23 protein-coding genes are annotated in these 18008 nt (G+C 41.7%); 9 read left to right on the top strand and 14 right to left on the bottom strand.

Annotated elements, in window-relative coordinates:
• From O0550_RS12705 to O0550_RS12695, 3 genes are all read left to right on the top strand, one after another.
• Positions 1-335 (top strand): ATP-binding cassette domain-containing protein (locus tag O0550_RS12705; protein WP_258426474.1); only part of this gene is annotated, 335 nt, incomplete at its 5' end.
• Positions 332-1522, top strand: coding sequence for an ABC transporter permease (locus O0550_RS12700; protein WP_258426473.1), 1191 nt, complete (start codon positions 332-334; stop codon positions 1520-1522). The genes O0550_RS12705 and O0550_RS12700, both read left to right, overlap by 4 nt.
• 203 nt (positions 1523-1725) lie before the next feature.
• Positions 1726-2154, top strand: a complete 429-nt coding sequence (locus O0550_RS12695; RefSeq protein ID WP_035319078.1) for a hypothetical protein — start codon at positions 1726-1728, stop codon at positions 2152-2154.
• 59 nt (positions 2155-2213) lie between these two features.
• On the opposite strand, the gene O0550_RS12690 is transcribed toward O0550_RS12695, so the two are convergent.
• Both O0550_RS12690 and O0550_RS12685 read right to left on the bottom strand, forming a co-directional pair.
• Positions 2214-2369: a hypothetical protein gene (locus tag O0550_RS12690; RefSeq protein WP_003344980.1), complete on the bottom strand. Its 156-nt coding sequence runs from the start codon at positions 2367-2369 to the stop codon at positions 2214-2216.
• Positions 2366-2644, bottom strand: coding sequence for a DUF3886 domain-containing protein (locus O0550_RS12685; protein WP_003344982.1), 279 nt, complete (start codon positions 2642-2644; stop codon positions 2366-2368). Before O0550_RS12685 ends, O0550_RS12690 begins: the two co-directional genes overlap by 4 nt.
• An 89-nt stretch (positions 2645-2733) precedes the next feature.
• Between O0550_RS12685 and sspK the strand changes: the two genes are divergently transcribed.
• The 4 genes from sspK to O0550_RS12665 all read left to right on the top strand — a co-directional run bounded on the left by sspK (position 2734) and on the right by O0550_RS12665 (position 4963).
• Positions 2734-2865 (top strand): small acid-soluble spore protein K, encoded by a 132-nt coding sequence (gene sspK / locus O0550_RS12680; protein WP_022586277.1) that lies wholly within the window; start codon positions 2734-2736, stop codon positions 2863-2865.
• A 39-nt stretch (positions 2866-2904) separates the two neighbouring features.
• Positions 2905-3258 carry a DUF3905 domain-containing protein gene (locus O0550_RS12675; protein ID WP_003335503.1) on the top strand — a complete coding sequence of 118 codons (354 nt, stop codon included), beginning with the start codon at positions 2905-2907 and terminating at the stop codon, positions 3256-3258.
• A 94-nt stretch (positions 3259-3352) separates the two neighbouring features.
• A complete protein-coding gene (locus O0550_RS12670; RefSeq protein WP_003335504.1) occupies positions 3353-3652 on the top strand; it encodes an iron-sulfur cluster biosynthesis family protein in 300 nt (99 codons plus the stop codon).
• 66 nt (positions 3653-3718) lie between these two features.
• Positions 3719-4963 carry a site-2 protease family protein gene (locus O0550_RS12665; protein WP_258426472.1) on the top strand — a complete coding sequence of 415 codons (1245 nt, stop codon included), beginning with the start codon at positions 3719-3721 and terminating at the stop codon, positions 4961-4963.
• Between the two features lie 88 nt (positions 4964-5051).
• On the opposite strand, the gene O0550_RS12660 is transcribed toward O0550_RS12665, so the two are convergent.
• Together O0550_RS12660 and O0550_RS12655 are read right to left on the bottom strand one after the other, a co-directional pair.
• On the bottom strand, positions 5052-5282 hold the full coding sequence (locus O0550_RS12660) for a DUF1450 domain-containing protein (protein ID WP_003344989.1): 231 nt from the start codon (positions 5280-5282) through the stop codon (positions 5052-5054).
• A gap of 47 nt (positions 5283-5329) precedes the next feature.
• Positions 5330-6841, bottom strand: coding sequence for an aminotransferase-like domain-containing protein (locus O0550_RS12655; protein WP_258426471.1), 1512 nt, complete (start codon positions 6839-6841; stop codon positions 5330-5332).
• Between the two features lie 122 nt (positions 6842-6963).
• Here O0550_RS12655 and O0550_RS12650 point away from each other — a divergent pair, with 122 nt between their 5' ends.
• A complete protein-coding gene (locus O0550_RS12650; RefSeq protein WP_258426470.1) occupies positions 6964-7581 on the top strand; it encodes a LysE/ArgO family amino acid transporter in 618 nt (205 codons plus the stop codon).
• Here the strand turns inward: O0550_RS12650 and O0550_RS12645 are convergent.
• The 9 genes from O0550_RS12645 to O0550_RS12605 form a co-directional block, all read right to left on the bottom strand.
• Complete coding sequence (locus O0550_RS12645; protein ID WP_022586282.1) at positions 7578-7751, bottom strand: hypothetical protein; 174 nt, start codon at positions 7749-7751, stop codon at positions 7578-7580. The genes O0550_RS12650 and O0550_RS12645 overlap by 4 nt on opposite strands.
• A 238-nt stretch (positions 7752-7989) precedes the next feature.
• Positions 7990-8778, bottom strand: coding sequence for a flagellar motor protein MotB (motB, locus tag O0550_RS12640; protein WP_003344995.1), 789 nt, complete (start codon positions 8776-8778; stop codon positions 7990-7992).
• Positions 8771-9574, bottom strand: a complete 804-nt coding sequence (gene motA, locus O0550_RS12635) for a flagellar motor stator protein MotA (RefSeq protein ID WP_003344997.1) — start codon at positions 9572-9574, stop codon at positions 8771-8773. Before motA ends, motB begins: the two co-directional genes overlap by 8 nt.
• 205 nt (positions 9575-9779) lie before the next feature.
• Entirely contained in the window at positions 9780-11900 is a 2121-nt protein-coding gene (locus O0550_RS12630) for an exo-beta-N-acetylmuramidase NamZ domain-containing protein (protein ID WP_258426469.1), read from the bottom strand.
• A gap of 604 nt (positions 11901-12504) precedes the next feature.
• Complete coding sequence (locus O0550_RS12625; protein ID WP_050816542.1) at positions 12505-13572, bottom strand: HD-GYP domain-containing protein; 1068 nt, start codon at positions 13570-13572, stop codon at positions 12505-12507.
• Between the two features lie 164 nt (positions 13573-13736).
• Positions 13737-13910: a FeoB-associated Cys-rich membrane protein gene (locus O0550_RS12620; RefSeq protein WP_081476755.1), complete on the bottom strand. Its 174-nt coding sequence runs from the start codon at positions 13908-13910 to the stop codon at positions 13737-13739.
• Between the two features lie 43 nt (positions 13911-13953).
• The gene (gene feoB, locus O0550_RS12615; protein WP_258426468.1) at positions 13954-15972 is read right to left on the bottom strand and encodes a ferrous iron transport protein B; all 2019 of its coding nucleotides are present in this window, start codon (positions 15970-15972) and stop codon (positions 13954-13956) included.
• A complete protein-coding gene (locus O0550_RS12610) occupies positions 15969-16196 on the bottom strand; it encodes a FeoA family protein (protein WP_003335518.1) in 228 nt (75 codons plus the stop codon). Before O0550_RS12610 ends, feoB begins: the two co-directional genes overlap by 4 nt.
• A gap of 278 nt (positions 16197-16474) precedes the next feature.
• Entirely contained in the window at positions 16475-16804 is a 330-nt protein-coding gene (locus tag O0550_RS12605) for a MazG nucleotide pyrophosphohydrolase domain-containing protein (protein ID WP_258426467.1), read from the bottom strand.
• 113 nt (positions 16805-16917) lie between these two features.
• Between O0550_RS12605 and O0550_RS12600 the strand changes: the two genes are divergently transcribed.
• On the top strand, positions 16918-17481 hold the full coding sequence (locus tag O0550_RS12600) for an LOG family protein (protein WP_096888133.1): 564 nt from the start codon (positions 16918-16920) through the stop codon (positions 17479-17481).
• Positions 17482-17582: 101 nt separating this feature from the next.
• On the opposite strand, the gene O0550_RS12595 is transcribed toward O0550_RS12600, so the two are convergent.
• A complete protein-coding gene (locus tag O0550_RS12595) occupies positions 17583-17990 on the bottom strand; it encodes a FixH family protein (protein WP_233882622.1) in 408 nt (135 codons plus the stop codon).
• Positions 17991-18008: the final 18 nt, after the last annotated feature.

Here is an 18008-nt window from a genome sequence, read left to right as displayed (position 1 = left end):
GTCTAAAAGAGCGTATGGAACACAAGCCGCCTATGATGTCCGGCGGTCAAAAGCAACGTGTAGCCATCGCCCGTTCTCTCGTGAATCGCCCGGCGATTTTGCTAGCGGATGAACCAACGGGAAACCTGGACAGCCGTTCTACTAGAGAGGTTATGGCCATTTTCCAAGAATTGCACGCACAGGGAGTTACCATTATTCTTGTCACGCATGAATTGGATACCGCTCAGCACGCAGAACGTATTGTTGTCTTTAAAGATGGTGTCATTATGAAGGATGAAAAAGTAAAAGAACGACTCTTTGCTGTCGCAGATGAAAACGAGGTGTTCGCTACATGAACCTCATCGAAAGCTTTCGCATTGCTATAGATGGTATTTGGTCCAATAAACTGCGTTCCATTTTAACCATGCTAGGAATTATTATCGGCATCGCTTCCGTCATTGCCATTATGACAATGGGTAAGGGCGGAAAAGAAATGATGACAAGTCAGTTCGGAAATGTAGCCGATGCAAAGTTTACCGCGATGGTAAGCTGGGAGACCGAAGAACCTGTCAAGGATGATGATTTGACCATTGATGATGCCGTTACCCTGGAAAGAATTAATCCTTACGTTCAAAATGTCATGGCTCAAATCTACGGTAGCGGAACCATCAAGGATAAGAAAAAGGATATCAGTGCTCAAGTATATGGGACAACGGCCAACTTATTAGAGGTAAATTCGAGCTATAAGATTGAGAAGGGTCGTTTCTACACCAGAGATGACGATAAAGAACAGCGAGATGTTGTGGTATTAGACAAGGGCTTAGCAGATAAATTGTTTCCTCAGGGAAATGCTGTAGGAAATCGGATTTACATGTCAGATGCCTCCTTTGTGGTCATTGGGATTCTAAAAAATGATATGCAGGGCTTAATGGGCGGCGGCATGCAGGATCTGGTGTACATGCCGGCACGAACCTATCTTAATCATAACGAAAAAGCAACGGTAAACATGTTCCATATTCAAGCCAAATCAAATGCTACGATTCAAGCCGCGATGGACTTTACCAAGCAATATCTAAATCGTGTACATAAGCATACCGATCATTACACGGTAAAAAACAGCGCCGATGATCTAAAAGAGATCACGAAGATGCTTGACATGCTTACAATGGTCTTCTCGGTTATCGCCGGAATTTCTCTTTTAGTGGGCGGTATCGGGGTAATGAACATCATGCTCGTCTCCGTAACGGAGCGCACACGCGAAATCGGGATTCGAAAAGCCCTAGGTGCCAAAAAACGGGATATCCTGACCCAATTTTTGATCGAATCCATTATTGTCTGCTTAATTGGTGGCGGTGTAGGGGTAGGTCTTGGACTTGGGTTAGCTTCGATTATTATCTCATTTGCAGGCATGCCTCCTGTTACATCCTGGGATAGTATTCTGATCGCATTTGGCTTCTCTAGTGCAATCGGGATCTTCTTTGGAATCTATCCGGCAAACAAAGCAGCCAAGCTTGATCCAATTGAAGCATTGCGTTACGAATAATCGGAAGAGAAAGTACGAAATAAACCACGTAACAGGCTGGATCCCTTCAGGGTTTCAGCCTGTTTTTTTATATAAATTGACAGACTATTTTAATTTTTATAAAACCCCTTTACAAATTGGATAAATTAACTAAAATGAAAAATGTATAGATATTTATACTGACCAGTCAAACTAAAAAGAGAGACATGAAAAGAGGGACTAACATGAAAAAAGCTATGTTGACTCTAGGAGTAGCTGCCGTAGGATCATTACTGATGGTAAGCTCTGCATTTGCTGCAGAAGCAAATTATTTGTTCAAACTACCTGCTAACACAGCTCAGACAGTAGCTGATCCCGTAGTGGACAAATCGATCGAAAAGTATTTTCCAGCAATTCTGCCAACTACTCAACAACAAAGCAACGTAACGGATTCAAACTTCAGCAAGTTTTTCCCTGCTATGTTACCTGTAGCACCTCAAGCCGATCAGCCAGCAGCAAATACTATTCAAAAGTTCTACCCAGCCATGTTGCCAACACAAGAAGTAGCTCCGGCATCTGGAAATGAAGCCGTGAAAAAATTCTATCCAAACGTACTTCCAGAGACGACACAAGAAGCACCAACACAAAAACCAAGCCATATTATTTTTGGCTAATGCGAATATAATGAAAAGGCCCGCGAATGTGCGGGCCTTTTTCTTCCTTAAAACAGGTGCTATTTATTATGATCTTCTGACCGCATTTTTCGAGCATTTAGTCTATCTACTATAGAGCGTCCTCGCTCACGTATCGATTCTTCCCGCACCTTTAGGGTATTTTTTTTCATCATCCCATTTTTAGAGGTGTCTGGTCGTCGGTCTTCTGGTTTCAAGAGTACTTACTGCCCCCTTTTTTTTCGTAATCCGCTAAAAGCTCACCAAAGCTTTTATTTTTCTCTCGTTCCTCTAATTCTTTGCGGCGTTTTTCCGCTTCTTCGCGTGCCTGCTTTTCTTTTCCTTCCTTCAATTCCTTTTCCATTTGCTTTAACTTACCTAAAGCATTTTCGCCTAGCAAATCCTTTAAGCTATTTCCTGATTTATCCGAAGCCAAAGCATCCTGTGCCGGTTTCGTTTGATTTTGTGTACGATTCCCACGTTTTTTTGCCATAGTGACTACCAACCTTTCCAACTTTATCTCTTATTTATTGTACCATTTTAGGTCATACTACAAGCGAGAAAATCATTGGAGGGATTCACATGGTGCGAAACAAATCAAAGGACTTCGGAAAAACCGCAGATATACAAGGTCCAAAATCACGATCCGAGGCTGTGCGCTCTAATGGTTCAATTAATGCTGAGCCCCAAGAACGGATGAAAGAAAACCGCTAATTTGCAGGGTACAATACGTTGTCATAAAGGAGGTTTTTTATGAAAAGCAAGCCTCCAGCAGATAGGAATCCACTTGCTGTTGATCAAACACTGCCGCATCAAATCAATGCGCCTGACTTTAAGCAGGCACACATTAGCATGCAGGCTCCCTTTGTTAACCAATACGGGATTATGATTGGGGATAGCGCCTATAATTCCGCCGATTCTCCGATAAACAATTGGTCCCGCGATGTCGACCCTGCTATCATGGCTGGTCCAGAATGGGTACATCCCACCAATGACATTGGCTGGAATACCCGTGAAAACCGTGAGCTACTGGAAAAACAACAGCTTCGGAAGAAAAAGGACATGTTTACCCATTTGGATAAAGACGTAAGCTATCACACCGATTAAGATAAAAGCCAGCATCTCCTCCTAACAAGGAAAGGTGCTGGTTTTTTATGCTACAATAACAAAAGCAACTGAATACCAGAAAGGAAACGATTTCATGAAACTTCAATTAACAATAACGCCTGAATTTTCAAAGGCATATCAAAAATATGCTGGGTTTATCCCTGGTGAAACCATTCGTCTGTATGTTAGAACCTCTGGACCAGGTACTGGGGGGTTGTTTTATGCTGTAGAAAAGGATCAGCTTCAATCCGATGATGCCCTCTATGAAGTAGCAGGTCTGCGCTTCGTGATTCGCCCCAGTGATTTTTGGTATTTTGATGGAGGCACCTTATCATATGATGAGCAGTTAGGAGAATACGGCTTTATGTTTACGAATCCGGGTTTGCAACCTTAGGAAACCATTCTGTATGTTGAATCGTATTAGTAAAGAAACCACGTATTTCCAGGAGGAATTCAAATCATGTCCGCCAAATCAAAAAATGCAAATCGTTCGATTTTAGTAGCGATTGGGCTGTTTTTACTGACAAAGTTTAAATTTATTTTTCTCTTTTTGAAAGGATTTAAATTTACAGGAACCATTATCAGCATGGGGGTTGCTCTTTATTTTTATGCTGTTGTATTTGGATGGAAATTTGCAGTCGCCCTTATCTACTTGGTTTTTATTCATGAATTAGGACACGTAATTGCCGCGCGGATCAAAGGAATTAATACAGGCTTGCCCATGTTTATTCCTTTTGTTGGAGCTTTCATTCAGTTAAAAGAAATGCCGCGCGATGCAACAACAGAAGCATTTCTAGCCTATGGGGGTCCACTCGCCGGATTACTTTCGTTTTTGCCCGCCATCCCACTATATATCTATACAGAAGACCCATTATGGGCATTAGTCATTCATTTGGGAGCGATTCTTAACCTATTTAATTTACTTCCGGTTTCTCCACTAGATGGAGGCCGTATCGTAGGAGTTTTGTCCCCTAATATTTGGTTTTTAGGTTTACTTATTTTAGGAGCTTTTATCTTCTTTTCACCAAGTCCTATGCTCGTGCTAATTTTCATCTTTGGGATGTTTTCTTGGTGGTCGCATCTTACCAGCGATTACAAACATAAACAGCTTCAATATGAACGTGATAAATGGGAGCAGCTTCATCAGGAGCTTTCGCGTTGGATCGTTGAGCCTCCTACATCGCAGGAAAGATACGATCTACAACGTTTATACCTGCAAACGCAAAAAGCTCAGCCAAAAAAGCCCTTTACTTTTCCTTTGTTTCAGGAAGAGAAAAAATTGGCTTATAAGAAGCTCCAGTTTGATCGCCAATTTATCATAAAACGCTGGGAGTTATTGGTCGCTCACGAGCAAGAGCAATATCGGAATGCGTGGAATCAATATTCCGATACTACTGCATCAGCTACAGAGGCTCAGGCCGTTTCTGAACACACTGCAAATGCTGAGGATCATATTCCCACAACAGAGCAGGATACGTTCCAAGCTGAGCAGGGAATTTTACAACACACCATATCCAGTACGGAATTAAAGCTAGCTGACATGAATAAAGAACTGGAACACCAGGCTGGTTACTATGAAGCAAGCGCTGCTACGCGTTGGAAGGTGTTACTTGCTTATCTAGTGCTAGCCGGACTGTTAGCCGCTTTTTACTTCTATTCTGATCAAATGTTATTAGAATGGCGACAGGTAATGAAAACAGCATAGTTTGTAGAAAAAAAGACAAAATCACCGCTTGCTTGTAAGCAGAGATTTTGTCTTTTTGTTTGGAGAATGACCGAGAACAGCAATCGGTCTATTGTTTCCTTTTAATGTGCGGTTGCATTTTTTTTACTAGTTCTTCTTCATTATTCCCAATAAACCAACGTCCATTTGCATAAATAAAAGCTCGCTTTAAGCAATGACCGCACATATTTTGACAGCCGATTTCTACCTTCGCATCCGGAACCATCTCTTTTAACCGTTCCGCGAATTCTTCGGCGTTGTATCCTTTGCACTCATCACAGATGCGTAGATCATTTGACATTCTACATGTTCCTTTCTACAGACGAAAGCCCAGTGTATCAGTAATCACTATAGCTGTTTTTTGTAATTGTCGCAACATCCTCGTGGGCATTCCACCAAGTTCCTGACGATTTGAGCCAACTGCTTCATCCCGAATTCCAATTGTTCGTAGCTAGCATACGAGTAAGAGAGCCGTAAATGGGTATCATCCAGGGGATCATATAGATTACCTGGATTTAATAGGATGGATTGCTGCTGGGCTCTTTTAAACAAGGAACGCATGGATATCTTCTCATGTAAAAAGCAAAGCCAGATATAAAACCCCCCTGCTGGAATAGACCAGGTAGCTAGATCATTAAAATATCGTTCGAGTAAAGCTAGCATAAAATCTCTTCTAGCTCGAAGCTGCTCTCTCACATAAAGTAAATGCTGTTCGTACAATCCGCTTGCTAGCCACTCATACACAGTCCATTGTGAGAGGGAGCTGGCTCCATAATCCGTCTGCATCTTTAAGTCAGCCAAACGGTCTATCACTGTTTCTGGTGCCACCAGCCATCCGATGCGCAAACCGGGGCTGATCGTTTTAGACATACTGCCTACATACAGTACAGTCCCTTTTTGGTCTAACGCCTTAATCGGTAAAGGCGGCTCTTCATCCAACCACAAATCCGAATACACATCGTCTTCTATTAAAGCGATGCGCTCTTGTTGGCACAGCTTCAGCAACTGCTCTCTGCCACTCTCACTTAATACCTTACCAGTTGGATTCTGAAAAGTAGGAATCGTATACAGCATCTGCGCCGTCTGCTGCTGGATCCCTGCTAGTAGAGCCCGCTGGGATATTCCTTGTGCATCCAGTTCAATCCCTTTCATTCGGATACCCGCAGATGGTAATAGATTTAATGAATATAAATATGAGGGCTTTTCCATCAACATGGTTGCTCCAGGGTTCATCAAGCCTAATGAAATTAATTGTAGCCCCTGTAAAGCCCCTGAGACGATCAAAATACATGAGGGTGGTACATTTATACCCTTTTTCGCTAAATGTCTGCTGACCTCCCTGCGGAGCTTGTACAGCCCTTTGGGTTCTTCATAGCCAAGGGAAGGAATTTTTTCAGCCACCTGAGCTAGTACCTGTTTCATGTTGGCATGAGGATATAGATCGCTAGATGGCTCTCCCGTTCCTAAGCGTATCATGTTTGGTACGAATTCTAGTCGATTAATCTCTTGAATGGTAGGAAGGTTAGGATGAAACATACCAGCATTCACATAGCTAGGCCAGTGAAGCGTAGGAAATGGATCTGGCTGTTGCACGACTATCGTGCCGCTTCCACTTCTCCCCTGAATTAAGCCCTCCGCAGTCAATTCCTGAACCGCTGCAACCACTGTGCTGCGATTCACTTTAAAGGTAACAGCTAGCGTACGCTCCGGCGGAATTTTATAACCCACTGGCCATTCACCAGCACTAATTTTTTCGCGTATATACGACGCAATTTGGCGATAAAGAGGGATCGGGTCATCCCGTTTCGGCCTCCATTCTCCCAAGCCTATTACCATACTTGGTTTCCTTTTTTTCTTCACATGCTTCCTCCCTGCGTTCAAGTAGAAATCTAAACTTGGTTGGGTGATTAACCAACCAATTGGATGCAGACAGTAGAAATTCCTCCAGGTAAGATACAAATAAAGAAAAAGAGGTGATCATTATGGTACTCGCTTGGTTACATGGCATGGTGCTAGCATTTGGACTAATCTTACCCTTAGGCGTACAAAACATCTTTATTTTTAATCAAGGAGCCGCCCATAAGAAGTTTACCCGAGCCCTACCTTCGATTATTACAGCTAGTATTTGCGATACAATTCTGACCTTACTCGCAGTTTTAGGAGTATCCATGCTATTGTGGAAAATTGTATGGTTAAAAACGGCTTTAGTAGTAGTGGGAGCTTGCTTCTTGCTATACTTGGGGTATATGACTTGGAGATCAACGACCATCACGGCGAACGTGACTACCCATGCTTCTTTTACGTGGCGAAAGCAGGTCATGTTCGCAGCATCTGTCTCACTTTTAAATCCGCATGCCATTATGGATACGATTGGTGTAATTGGAACCAGTTCAACAGCCTATACTGGTCATGAGAAAGTGGCCTTTACGGTGGCATGTATACTTATTTCGTGGATGTGGTTCTTATCTCTAGCGTGGGCAGGTAGGATGCTAGGCAAGGTAGATAATACTGGTCGAATCATGCTTGTTATTAATAAACTGGCAGCTATTCTTATCTTTCTGGCCTCTGCCTATCTCATTTACTCCGGGCTCTCTAGCTAGTGCAGCACAGCAAATAGAAGAAAGATCAATAGCTGCAACGAGCTTATTAAGTAAAATAGAAACAGGGCTTCTTTTGCAAATGTACTCTTCTTATCATGGCGTATCTGATAGAGATGATAAAGCATGCCAATTATGAATAGAATGAGTAGCAACCACCAAATACTGTTCATAACTCCTCCCCTATCAGTGGAACCATATTCATTACATCATTGAATGGTAAACTCTTCATGTTTTATAGAATAGCAGAAGATTGCTATCCGTATTCATAAAATTCCATAAAAGGTTATTCAAAAAGGTTTAGGGATTCAAGATTTTTTACCCACCTAGCTTTGCATCACATGACCAAATAAAAAAGGCCGTCATAAACCGGCCTTTTTTAACAAACTCATATTGAATTCCGATACGAGCTTATTTTGTTATTTGACTGTTTTTCTCGAAATTACGCAGAATCGCTACTTCTACACGACGGTTCGTTGCGCGACCGTCATTCGTCTTATTGGAAGCTACTGGCTGGAATTCACCAAATGCACGTGTGCTAAACTTACTTGGATCTAGCTTTTTGTTTTCCAATAGGATGGTCATAAAATTCATAGCACGCGCAGAACTGAGATGCCAGTTAGATTCAAATCGACTGTTTCTGATTGGTACATTATCCGTATGACCAGACACTGTTACTCGTCTTCCATCTGGCTCTAACAGCTTAGAAATCTCAGATGCCAAATTCCTTGCTTCCGGTTTCACCTTTGCACTGCCTGATGCAAAAAGGGCGTTGTCCATAATTGTAATTAGCAATCCTTCATCGGTGACCTTCGTGTGCAATTTGCCTGTAAGATTATTCTCTTTCAAATAACTATCCAACTGTTTTTTTAGCTGGTCAAGCTTCTCTGTTTCCTGTAGATATTTCATTTGTTGTTCATACTTGGTCTTGTCAACAACCTGCTCATTTCCCCCAGGCTTCATAAGGGATTGCTCTTCTGAGTTGATTGGCTCAACCGGTGAAGGAAAATCTAGTACACTGACTCCACCATTCAGAGCTGCATTAAACGATCCAGCTAATTGGCTAAACTTCTTAGCATCTACGGAACTAGCCGCAAACAATACGATAAAGAGGGCTAATAGCAAGGTTAGCAAATCCGAATAAGGAATGAGCCATGTTTCATCAATATGCTCTTCATGCTTCTTTTTGCGTTTAGCCATTAACGCCGACTCCCTCCTCGCTAGATCCCTCTTTCACTGCTTGGCGTTCAACAACTGGGATGTAAACCAGTAGTTTTTGCTCGATAGCAGTCGGAGAAACCCCCGCCTGAATGGATAGTAATCCTTCAATCATAATACGTTTTACTTCAACTTCTCGTTGTGATTTACGTTTCAATTTGTTAGCAAAGGGATGCCATATAACGTAACCTGTGAAAATACCTAGCAAGGTTGCTACGAAGGCAGCCGCGATAGAGTGTCCTAATGCCTCTACGTCAGCAAGATTCCCCAAGGCCGCGATCAAACCAATAACCGCACCTAGAACCCCTAGCGTTGGAGCATATGTACCTGCTTGGGTAAAGATAAGCGCACCGCTATGATGACGTTCTTCCATAGCACTGATTTCTTCATCAAGTACATCGCGAACAAATTCAGGCTCTCCACCATCAATAATCATCTTCATGCCATTGCGTAAAAACGGGTCCTGAATCTCATCAGCTGTATTTTCCAAAGCTAGCAACCCTTCACGTCTGGCAATACCTGCCCACGTCATGAATTGGCTTATCAGTTCACGCTTATCCGCTTCCTGTTGATTGGTAAAAAGGACTTTCATGATTTTGGGAATCCTTTTTACTTCTACCATAGGGAAGCCTACAAAAATAGTAGCAACCGTTCCAGCAATAATGATTAGAAAAGCAGCAGGGTTAACTAGAGAACTAATACTGGCTCCCTTTAAGACCATCCCAACAAAGACAGCCACAAACCCAAGAATAATTCCTATTACAGAAGACTTATCCATCAAGACACTCCCTATTCCCCGAAAATAATATCCCTATTTCTTATTTCGGTAAACAAGCCGGTAAGTATGAGTATAACTTGTTAGATAACCACATTTTTCCGTTATAAATACATTCATGTTCACGTTTCAGCCGTTTTTTTCCTTTTTAAAGATAGAAAAACCCTAGGGATGTTTTCACATCGATCCTAGAGTTTTTTCGGATGGTTTATTTTAAAAATTGAACGGTCTTACTTGTTGGTTGTAGAGCCTCGAATGTAAATCCTTGCTTCTTCAAATCAGCAATGACCTGTGGCAAAGCTTTCAATGTGCTTTCTTTTGCCTTGGTATCATGCATCAGGATAACCACCTCATGTTTGTTTGCACTGCCATTCTTCACATTTCTGATGACTTCTTGAGGGGTATAGCTATTCGATCTAGCATCACCGGAGCTAACATTCCAATCAAAGTAGGTATATCCTTGATTTTTCACTTCTTTCACAATATCATTCATGACCCATTTGTTGGCTCCATAGATTGTGGTATCTTGCGCTTTCTTACTAACACCATTATTACTACCACCAGGGAAACGAATCATGGTTGGTTTTTCCCCTGTGATTTTTTGGATTTCTGCTTCGGATTGTTTTAGATCAGTAAAGAATGCTTGCGGATTTTTATAAATTTTATTGTAATCATGGGAATGCGTATGGTTACCAATGGTATGTCCTTCTGCTAGCATTCTGCGTAAAATTGCTTCATTTCCTTTAACATTGCGCCCTAAAACAAAGAATGTTGCCTTAATATTGTGTTGCTTCAAAACATCCAGAATTTGGACCGTAACATTAGATGGTCCATCATCAAAGGTAAGATGTGCTACCTTTTGAGAGGATACCGGTTTCGTTGCTGTCGTGTCCGGTTTTTGTCCTGATGTTGTTGGATTCGGATTCGGATTTGGTTTTGTTTCTGTACCTGGTACTGGTGTCGTTACATCAGGTTTTGGGTTAGGCTTTGTCACCGGTTTCGTTGTATTCGGTTCTGGTTTTGACTCTGGTTTTGGCTTTGGTTCTGGGATTGGTTCTGGACTCGTTGTATCCGGTTTTGGTTCCACTGTTACCTTTTTACCTGAATCCACAATTGCTCCCATATACTCCTTGCCAATATCCTCGTAAATTAAATAAGGCAAGCGTTCCATTTTAAAGGAATTAACCATTGGAGCGTACAATGCTTCGAGTTCTTCTGGCGAAGCCTTACGCGCTAAAGCTTTTCGAAGTTCGCTGCTTCCCATTATTTTGTCAAATTGCTCTGAATTGAACCGTTTATCTTGATTTTTCATAACAGATGAGGTTAGTTGGTTAGCGTATGCCAAGACATACATCCCTGTGCGTGCCGGATTAAAAGCATGGTAATCGATAATTTGCAAACGAACACCACCAGCAAACCCTTTGGTCTCAGGAACAAACACAACCCCCGGTAAATCTGCATCATTTAACATCTTAGCAAGCTGGTTAGCTTGGATTCCCTCTGCGCCTACCCATTTAAAGTTATCGCTATGCTGTAAGCCGATTCCCTCTCCAAGCCCTGTTGCTAGATAACCAAAGACAGAAGCTAGGTTAGGAACCTGCGGAGAGCTTTTCACCCATTTAAGGCCTGTATCCTGAAAAATCATCCCTCTTGCATAGTAATCCATGGGGATAATGGTAAGATGAACACCCATTTTTCTATTAAAAAACTGTGCTAGCTCCCCTATCGTCATTCCATGTGCCAATGGTAGCTCGTCCACACCAACAAAACTTAGATAAGGAGGTGTTTGGACTGGACCATCCACAATTTTTCCACCTAACGGATTAGGACGATCCAGAACAATTAGCGGCTTTTTATGTTCACGAGCCGCTTCCATCACATCATGTAACGTGGATATATACGTGTAGCTTCTCGCTCCGATATCTTGCAAATCAAATACCAAAACATCAACATTTTTTAGCATATTGGCGGTTGGTTTTCTAGTTTTACCATATAAACTATAGACGGGAATATTCCAATCTTTATGTATATAAGATTCCACATAGGCACCAGCCCGAGCCTGCCCATCAATTCCATGCTCTGGACCAAATAGAGCCGCTAAGGTGGCATTATGATATTTGGCCAGAACATCTATGATGCTTTGTCCCTGACTATTTATTCCCGTTTGGTTGGTAACCAACCCAATCCTTTTCCCATCAATAAGATGATGATATTTCGAGATTAGGACATCATCACCTAGCCTGATACTCGGTGGATTCGCGTAGGAATTTCGATCTGAGACGAACATCAGCATAATCAGACACGTGAGAAAAAGTATACCTTTGCGCATAATTTATAAATTCCTTCCTACGAAATAATTGCGAAATATATAAATAAATTTCTATATAAATGAGACTCTCTTTTTAACAAATAGTTTCATCTAGTATGAAAAAATAAGTCGATTGATGTAAAACTTGGGTAAAACGTATTATTTTGTTGAAAAATCTGATCAAAAACTAGTAACAAACGACTGATTTTGACATCATCATTCAGTCGTTTTTTGCTAGTTATAGTCCAACAAAGCAGCAAACAATCATTAAAACAATAATGGCAAACCTTTCATAACGCTCCTCTAACATTGAGAACACTCCTTTTTGGAATAAACCAGTTTTTTTAGGTAACGACAACAGTGTTTCCCTTGGTAAAATATATGAAAGCAATCGTCATATTGCTATTATTTTGGGCTAGCGTATTGAGAAGCGTATGCTCGGTACGACAAGCTTTCTCGATTCGTCTGCACGCTGGATATCACACGTATTGCACTCTTTTTATTGTAAATAATTATGGATGAACGCTGATTCAGCCGCTGTTACCTCCAGCAAAAAACCCGACTCCTGAAAAAGCAGACGGGTCTTCATTCGGTTTAGGATTTTTCGATGATGGAAGATTCCCACTTACAAAATCATTTTTTGTAAATGTAGATCTCGCTTGTTTCTTAAATCGAAATATTCTGTTCCTTTTCGCACTAGTGGTCGCATGGGCTCGTCTGCATTTATGAGGACAATTTCTACCTCGTCACCATTACTAAGCAGGGCACGACTTCCGATATACATCGAGATAATCGACTGCATAAAGGTAGAGACAATTTTGGGATTTAATTTTCCAGTGCATGCATCGTTCCATAGTAATTGAGCTGCTTCAAACGGTGATGTACGTTCTTTATAAATTCGATCAGAGCAAATTGCGTCAAACATATCAGCGATGGCTACGATTTGACAGGATAAGGGGATTTCATCGCCTATACGTTGCTCAGGATATCCACTGCCATCCATTCTTTCATGGTGCAGCAGAGCAATTTGAGCAAAAACGTCAGGAAATTCCCCGGATTTCTGGAACAAATCATGCCCGTACACCGTGTGAAGCTTCATGATTTCAAATTCGTCCTCCGTCAGCCGATCTGGCTTCATTACGATTTTTGACGGAACCAGCATTTTCCCAATATCATGTAATAAACCAGCAACCCCCATCATCTCTACTTCTTCTTGGGGCATGCCAACCAGATTAGCAATGATAGCCGATAAAATGCCAACATTAATAGAATGTCGATACGTGTAATTTTCTGACCCTTCTAGTAGATACAATGAGCGAAACAAATCCCTTTGGCTTATCACTTGGTCACGTAATGTTTCATATAGTTGTTCAAATTCATGGATGGGCGGCATGTACTGGTGTGTAACAGAGGTATATAAGCTCTTTAAGGTTTGCGTGGCATTCATATAGGTTTCAACCAAGTGCTTATTAGCCGAAATTTGCTGAAATTGCTTACGTAGGTAACGATCGTCCTCTTGATTGTGTGGGATCTCTTTTACGTTAACCGACTGAAAGCCATTTCCTTTTAATTTAGCGATTTCTTTGGAGGTTAACACGGTGCCTTTGGATAAAAGAAGCACACCATATGCGTTATAGATATCCTCCGCCAGCACTCTTCCCTCTAAACTAAGATCCATATGTACTTGAACCAACGCCCTTTCCCCCCCTTTTTTGTATCCTCTTTACAAATATCGGCAAAATATAGTAACTAGTGAAATATTTTTCTGAGAAATAGAATAATAAAAACAACAAAAAGCTGGGCTCCTTGTAATGAGCTTCCAGCTTTTTTCTATAAAATCATCAAATTTTTTATGATCTACCTTGGAGTATGCTTCTGTTGGATTGAATCAGGCGAACAGCACGCGGATGAGCATTTTTTCTCCTGACTGCATCCTGCACATTTCCCCTTTTTACTCTTCTGAACATATCGCCACAAGGTCCACGCTGCATAACCAAAAATGAACGTTCCAATCACAATATTAAGTATCATGTTAAGCATCATTGTCCATCCCTTCTGTGGCTTCTTTCATTATCTAAAATCCGAGCAATGTCCCTACCTGATAGATAATGAACGATACTACATAGGCAATACCAAGTCCATAAAGCACAGAGAACCATGTCCATTTAGTAGAACCTGTTTCCTTTTTAATCACAGCTACTGTTGCCAAGCATGGAACATACAAGAGAACGAAAACCATAAAACTATAAGCGCTTAAAGAGGAGTAATGTGTTTGAATGACAGCCTGTAGTGTATGATCATCTGGTGCTGCATAAATAATATTCATCGTAGACACTACTACTTCTTTTGCTAAGAAGCCCGTAATGAGGGCAGCCCCCGCTTGCCACGTTCCAAAGCCAAGCGGTATTAGCAGTGGCGCCAATCCTCCGCCAATCATCGCAAGGAAGCTATCGTTAAGCTCTACATCAAGCCCTGCTGGACCAGCATAGCTCAGGAACCAAATGACAATCGATCCTCCAAAAATGAAGGTTCCCGCTTTTCGAATGAATCCCTTTCCTTTTTCCCACGTGCTACGAAATAAGGTACGTCCTTGTGGTATCCGATAAGGAGGTAGCTCAATAATAAACATAGAGCCTTCCTGCTTTAATACAGTAGAAGAAAATAATTTTGCTAATAAGAGCGATAAAACAATACCTAATACATAGATAGACAAGACAATAATGGCTTGATTAGCTACAAAGAACGTTCCAACAAATAAACTATAGATCGGTAAGCGAGCCGAACACGACATAAGAGGTGTTAACAAAATGGTTAAAAGTCGTTCCTTGGGCTGTTCAATTGAACGTGCCGCCATGACTCCCGGTACATTACAGCCAAAACCGATAATCATGGGAATAAAAGCTTTTCCGTTTAACCCAATCATCTCCATAATTTTATCCATGACCATGGCAACCCGTGCCATATAGCCAGAGTCCTCGATAAGGGAGATGAGGAAAAATAATACAAAAATCTGCGGAATAAAAACAAGCACGCCTCCGACTCCGGCAACAACACCATCTAGTAGAGCCGCTTGCAAGAATTCAGAAACTCCGACTCCCTCCAAGGCAGCTCGTAGCCAATCTGTAAATGGCCCTCCCAGGAAATCATCGAAGGCATCAGATATCGGCGCCCCAATCCATTCAAATGTTAATTTAAAGGTGAGATACATAAACAATAAAAAGATAGGCAAGCCTAAAAATTTATGTGTTAAAAAGGAGTCAATGCGATCCGTCCAGGTTTTCTCCACCTGTCTTACCTGCTCCCTGCAACTAGAGATCATGTCATGAATAAGGGTACTGCGCACTTTGCGTATATATTGCTGGAGTGTACAGTTTTGGAAACTCTCCATTTTTTTGATGTTGGCTTCGGCTTGCTTGTAAATCTCTTCTAATCGGGCTCTTGATACATATTTCTCCAACAAATCAGACACTAATTGGTTGCCTTCTAAAAATTGCAGAGCTAACCAACGTTTCGGAGGTAGCTGTTCCAAGCTTGCCGGCAATAATTCCACAAGCGTAGTAATTGTTTCCTCAAGTACTTCTCCATAATTTACATGAAACGGACGATTTGGCTTTTGGACTACTTGACTAAAGCTATCAGCTAGCTGCTGGCATCCAGCCCCTGTACGGGCAACAATCGGCAGGACAGAGCATTGGAGCTTCTCAGCTAGCTTTGTCTCATCAATGGCAAAGCCTCTAGCTTTTGCAACATCTGTCATATTTAGTCCAATCACCATTGGTGCTCCGTATTCCAATAGCTGTACGGTTAAATACAGATTCCGTTCTAATTGCGAGGCATCTACAATATTTAAAAGCACGTCCGGATGGTGATCTACTAAATATTGAGTGGCCACACCCTCGTCCTTGGACAGAGGATTCAATGAATAGATTCCTGGTAAATCAATCAGCCGACCTTGTTTGTTACGGAGCAAGCCTATCTTTTTCTCAACAGTTACACCGGGCCAGTTTCCTACGTATTCATATGAGCCGGTCAGGATGTTAAATAGTGTGGTCTTCCCCGTATTTGGGTTACCTGCAAGAGCAATCGTAATCATTCACACACGACCTTTATCTGTTTGGCTTCATTTCGTCTAATCCCGATAATTTGACCTCCTGCTTCCAATGTATATGGACCGCCAAATGGCAGTATTTTTTTTATGCGGACAACCGTTCCTTCCATAATGTCCAAATCGATTAAGCGCCGCCTCACTAGAGCGCTCACTTGAGTAATATCTACGATTCTAGCGGAAATCCCCGCTTTAACATCTGCAAGTACCATTACCTATCACCTCGTCCTTAAAGCTATGTTCCTATAGAGCTGTATTTCAATCCGAAACGATAATCATTATCAATCTAGTTGTATTATAGTTGACATCTAGTAGATTTAATGTGAAATAAATCACTACACCCAGCATAATTTACTTTCTTAACAACTGAGGTACCTTTTTTAGATAAAAGATAAAAGGTAGGATAAGATAGCATGAAGGCGGATTAAAAAAATAGGCTTTACCAGCCCATAGGAGCTAGCAAGCCCAAAATATGTAGCGGAAAATACGCTTAGGATTTCTCATGCTGTGCATAACGTTTTTGCAGTTTCTCACGATGAGATTGAAAAATCTCTTCAAGGGCAATATCATAATTGTTCGCAATGACGATGAGGTTCCCAAGCACATCCCCTAGTTCTTCTGTTAACTCTTGTTTTTTTTCTATCATGGTTCCTATCTTTTCATCCGGCCGATCTCTCCCAATTTCCAGAGCTCTGATCGCCCTTGCTACCTCGCCCATTTCTTCTGCCAGAAAACCGATGCGAATAAAAATATCTAACTCCGACCATCCTCTTTGTTCATAATAATCCTTGACCCATTTTTGAAATTCTACGATGTTCAATCTAGCAGCCTCCTTACTCAAACTATTGCTTACGTTTATCTAAAAATTCTATATAATGTTACATGACAATACAACCCTACACAATTGGTACGAACTGAATGGAGGTACTTGCATTGAAACGTCTAGCTGTTTTCTGTGGTTCAAGTAATGGAGCATCATCGGCTTATCGGGAAGGGGCTGTCCAATTAGGTAAAGAATTGGCTAAACGAGGCATTTCATTGGTTTACGGCGGGGCAAGCGTTGGAATTATGGGCACAGTCGCTGACACAGTGTTAGAGGAGGGCGGCGAGGTAATCGGCGTCATGCCTAAGCTGCTCATAGAACGGGAAATCTCTCATCAGCATGTAACAAAGCTTTTCATTGTGGATTCCATGCATGAGAGAAAAGCCAAAATGGCAGAACTAGCAGATGGATTTATTGCGTTACCAGGGGGTCCTGGTACGTTAGAGGAATTTTTCGAAATCTTTACTTGGGCCCAAATTGGAATCCATCAAAAGCCTCTGGGTCTTCTCAATATTAATCACTACTATGATCCGCTACTCGCTCTATTTGACCACATGGTAACAGAGCAGTTCTTACAGGCAAAGTATCGCTCCATGAGCATCGTGGATTCAGATGCCAAGGCTTTACTGGATCAGTTTGAAACGTATCAGGCCCCAACTGTTAAAACATATTAGTTGTAATTCTGTAATCTTTCAGCAATAAAAAAGGGAGGGCTTCCATCGCCTTCCCTTCTCCCTTTATCTCTATTCTTGATTTCCTTCTAACACTGTCAGTCTTATTCCACTGTAATCTTCTTCATGACTGTTTCGTGCAGTTGGGGTGTATAGACATGGACAGTCACATCGTACGTGCCAGGTTTAGAGAACTTTTGCTTGGCCGCATATACCGCCTTCTCTCCCTGCTTAGCTTTCACTAGCTCGCGTGTACGTTGCCCCTCCAATTTTAATTCGATATCGACATACACCTCATCATAATTCTCAAGCCCACCCAATTTGGCAGTTAAAATCGTTTGCTCTCCTACCTTAGGAGGTGCTGGTTCACTGCTAAATTCTGCTGTTATATCTGGTTTAGGCCCTCTTGGTTCACACCCAACTAGCGCTAATACGCATAGGATGAGAATGAAGAGGGAAAGCAGGCTTCCTTTCCTGTTTTGGGGATTTCCCATCACTTTCAACCCTTTCATCCCTTCAGTACTCTTTCG

This window comes from Brevibacillus halotolerans (assembly GCF_026891775.1).
Classification (GTDB): Bacteria; Bacillota; Bacilli; order Brevibacillales; family Brevibacillaceae; genus Brevibacillus_B; species Brevibacillus_B halotolerans.
This window is presented reverse-complemented; position numbering and strand designations above follow the sequence as displayed.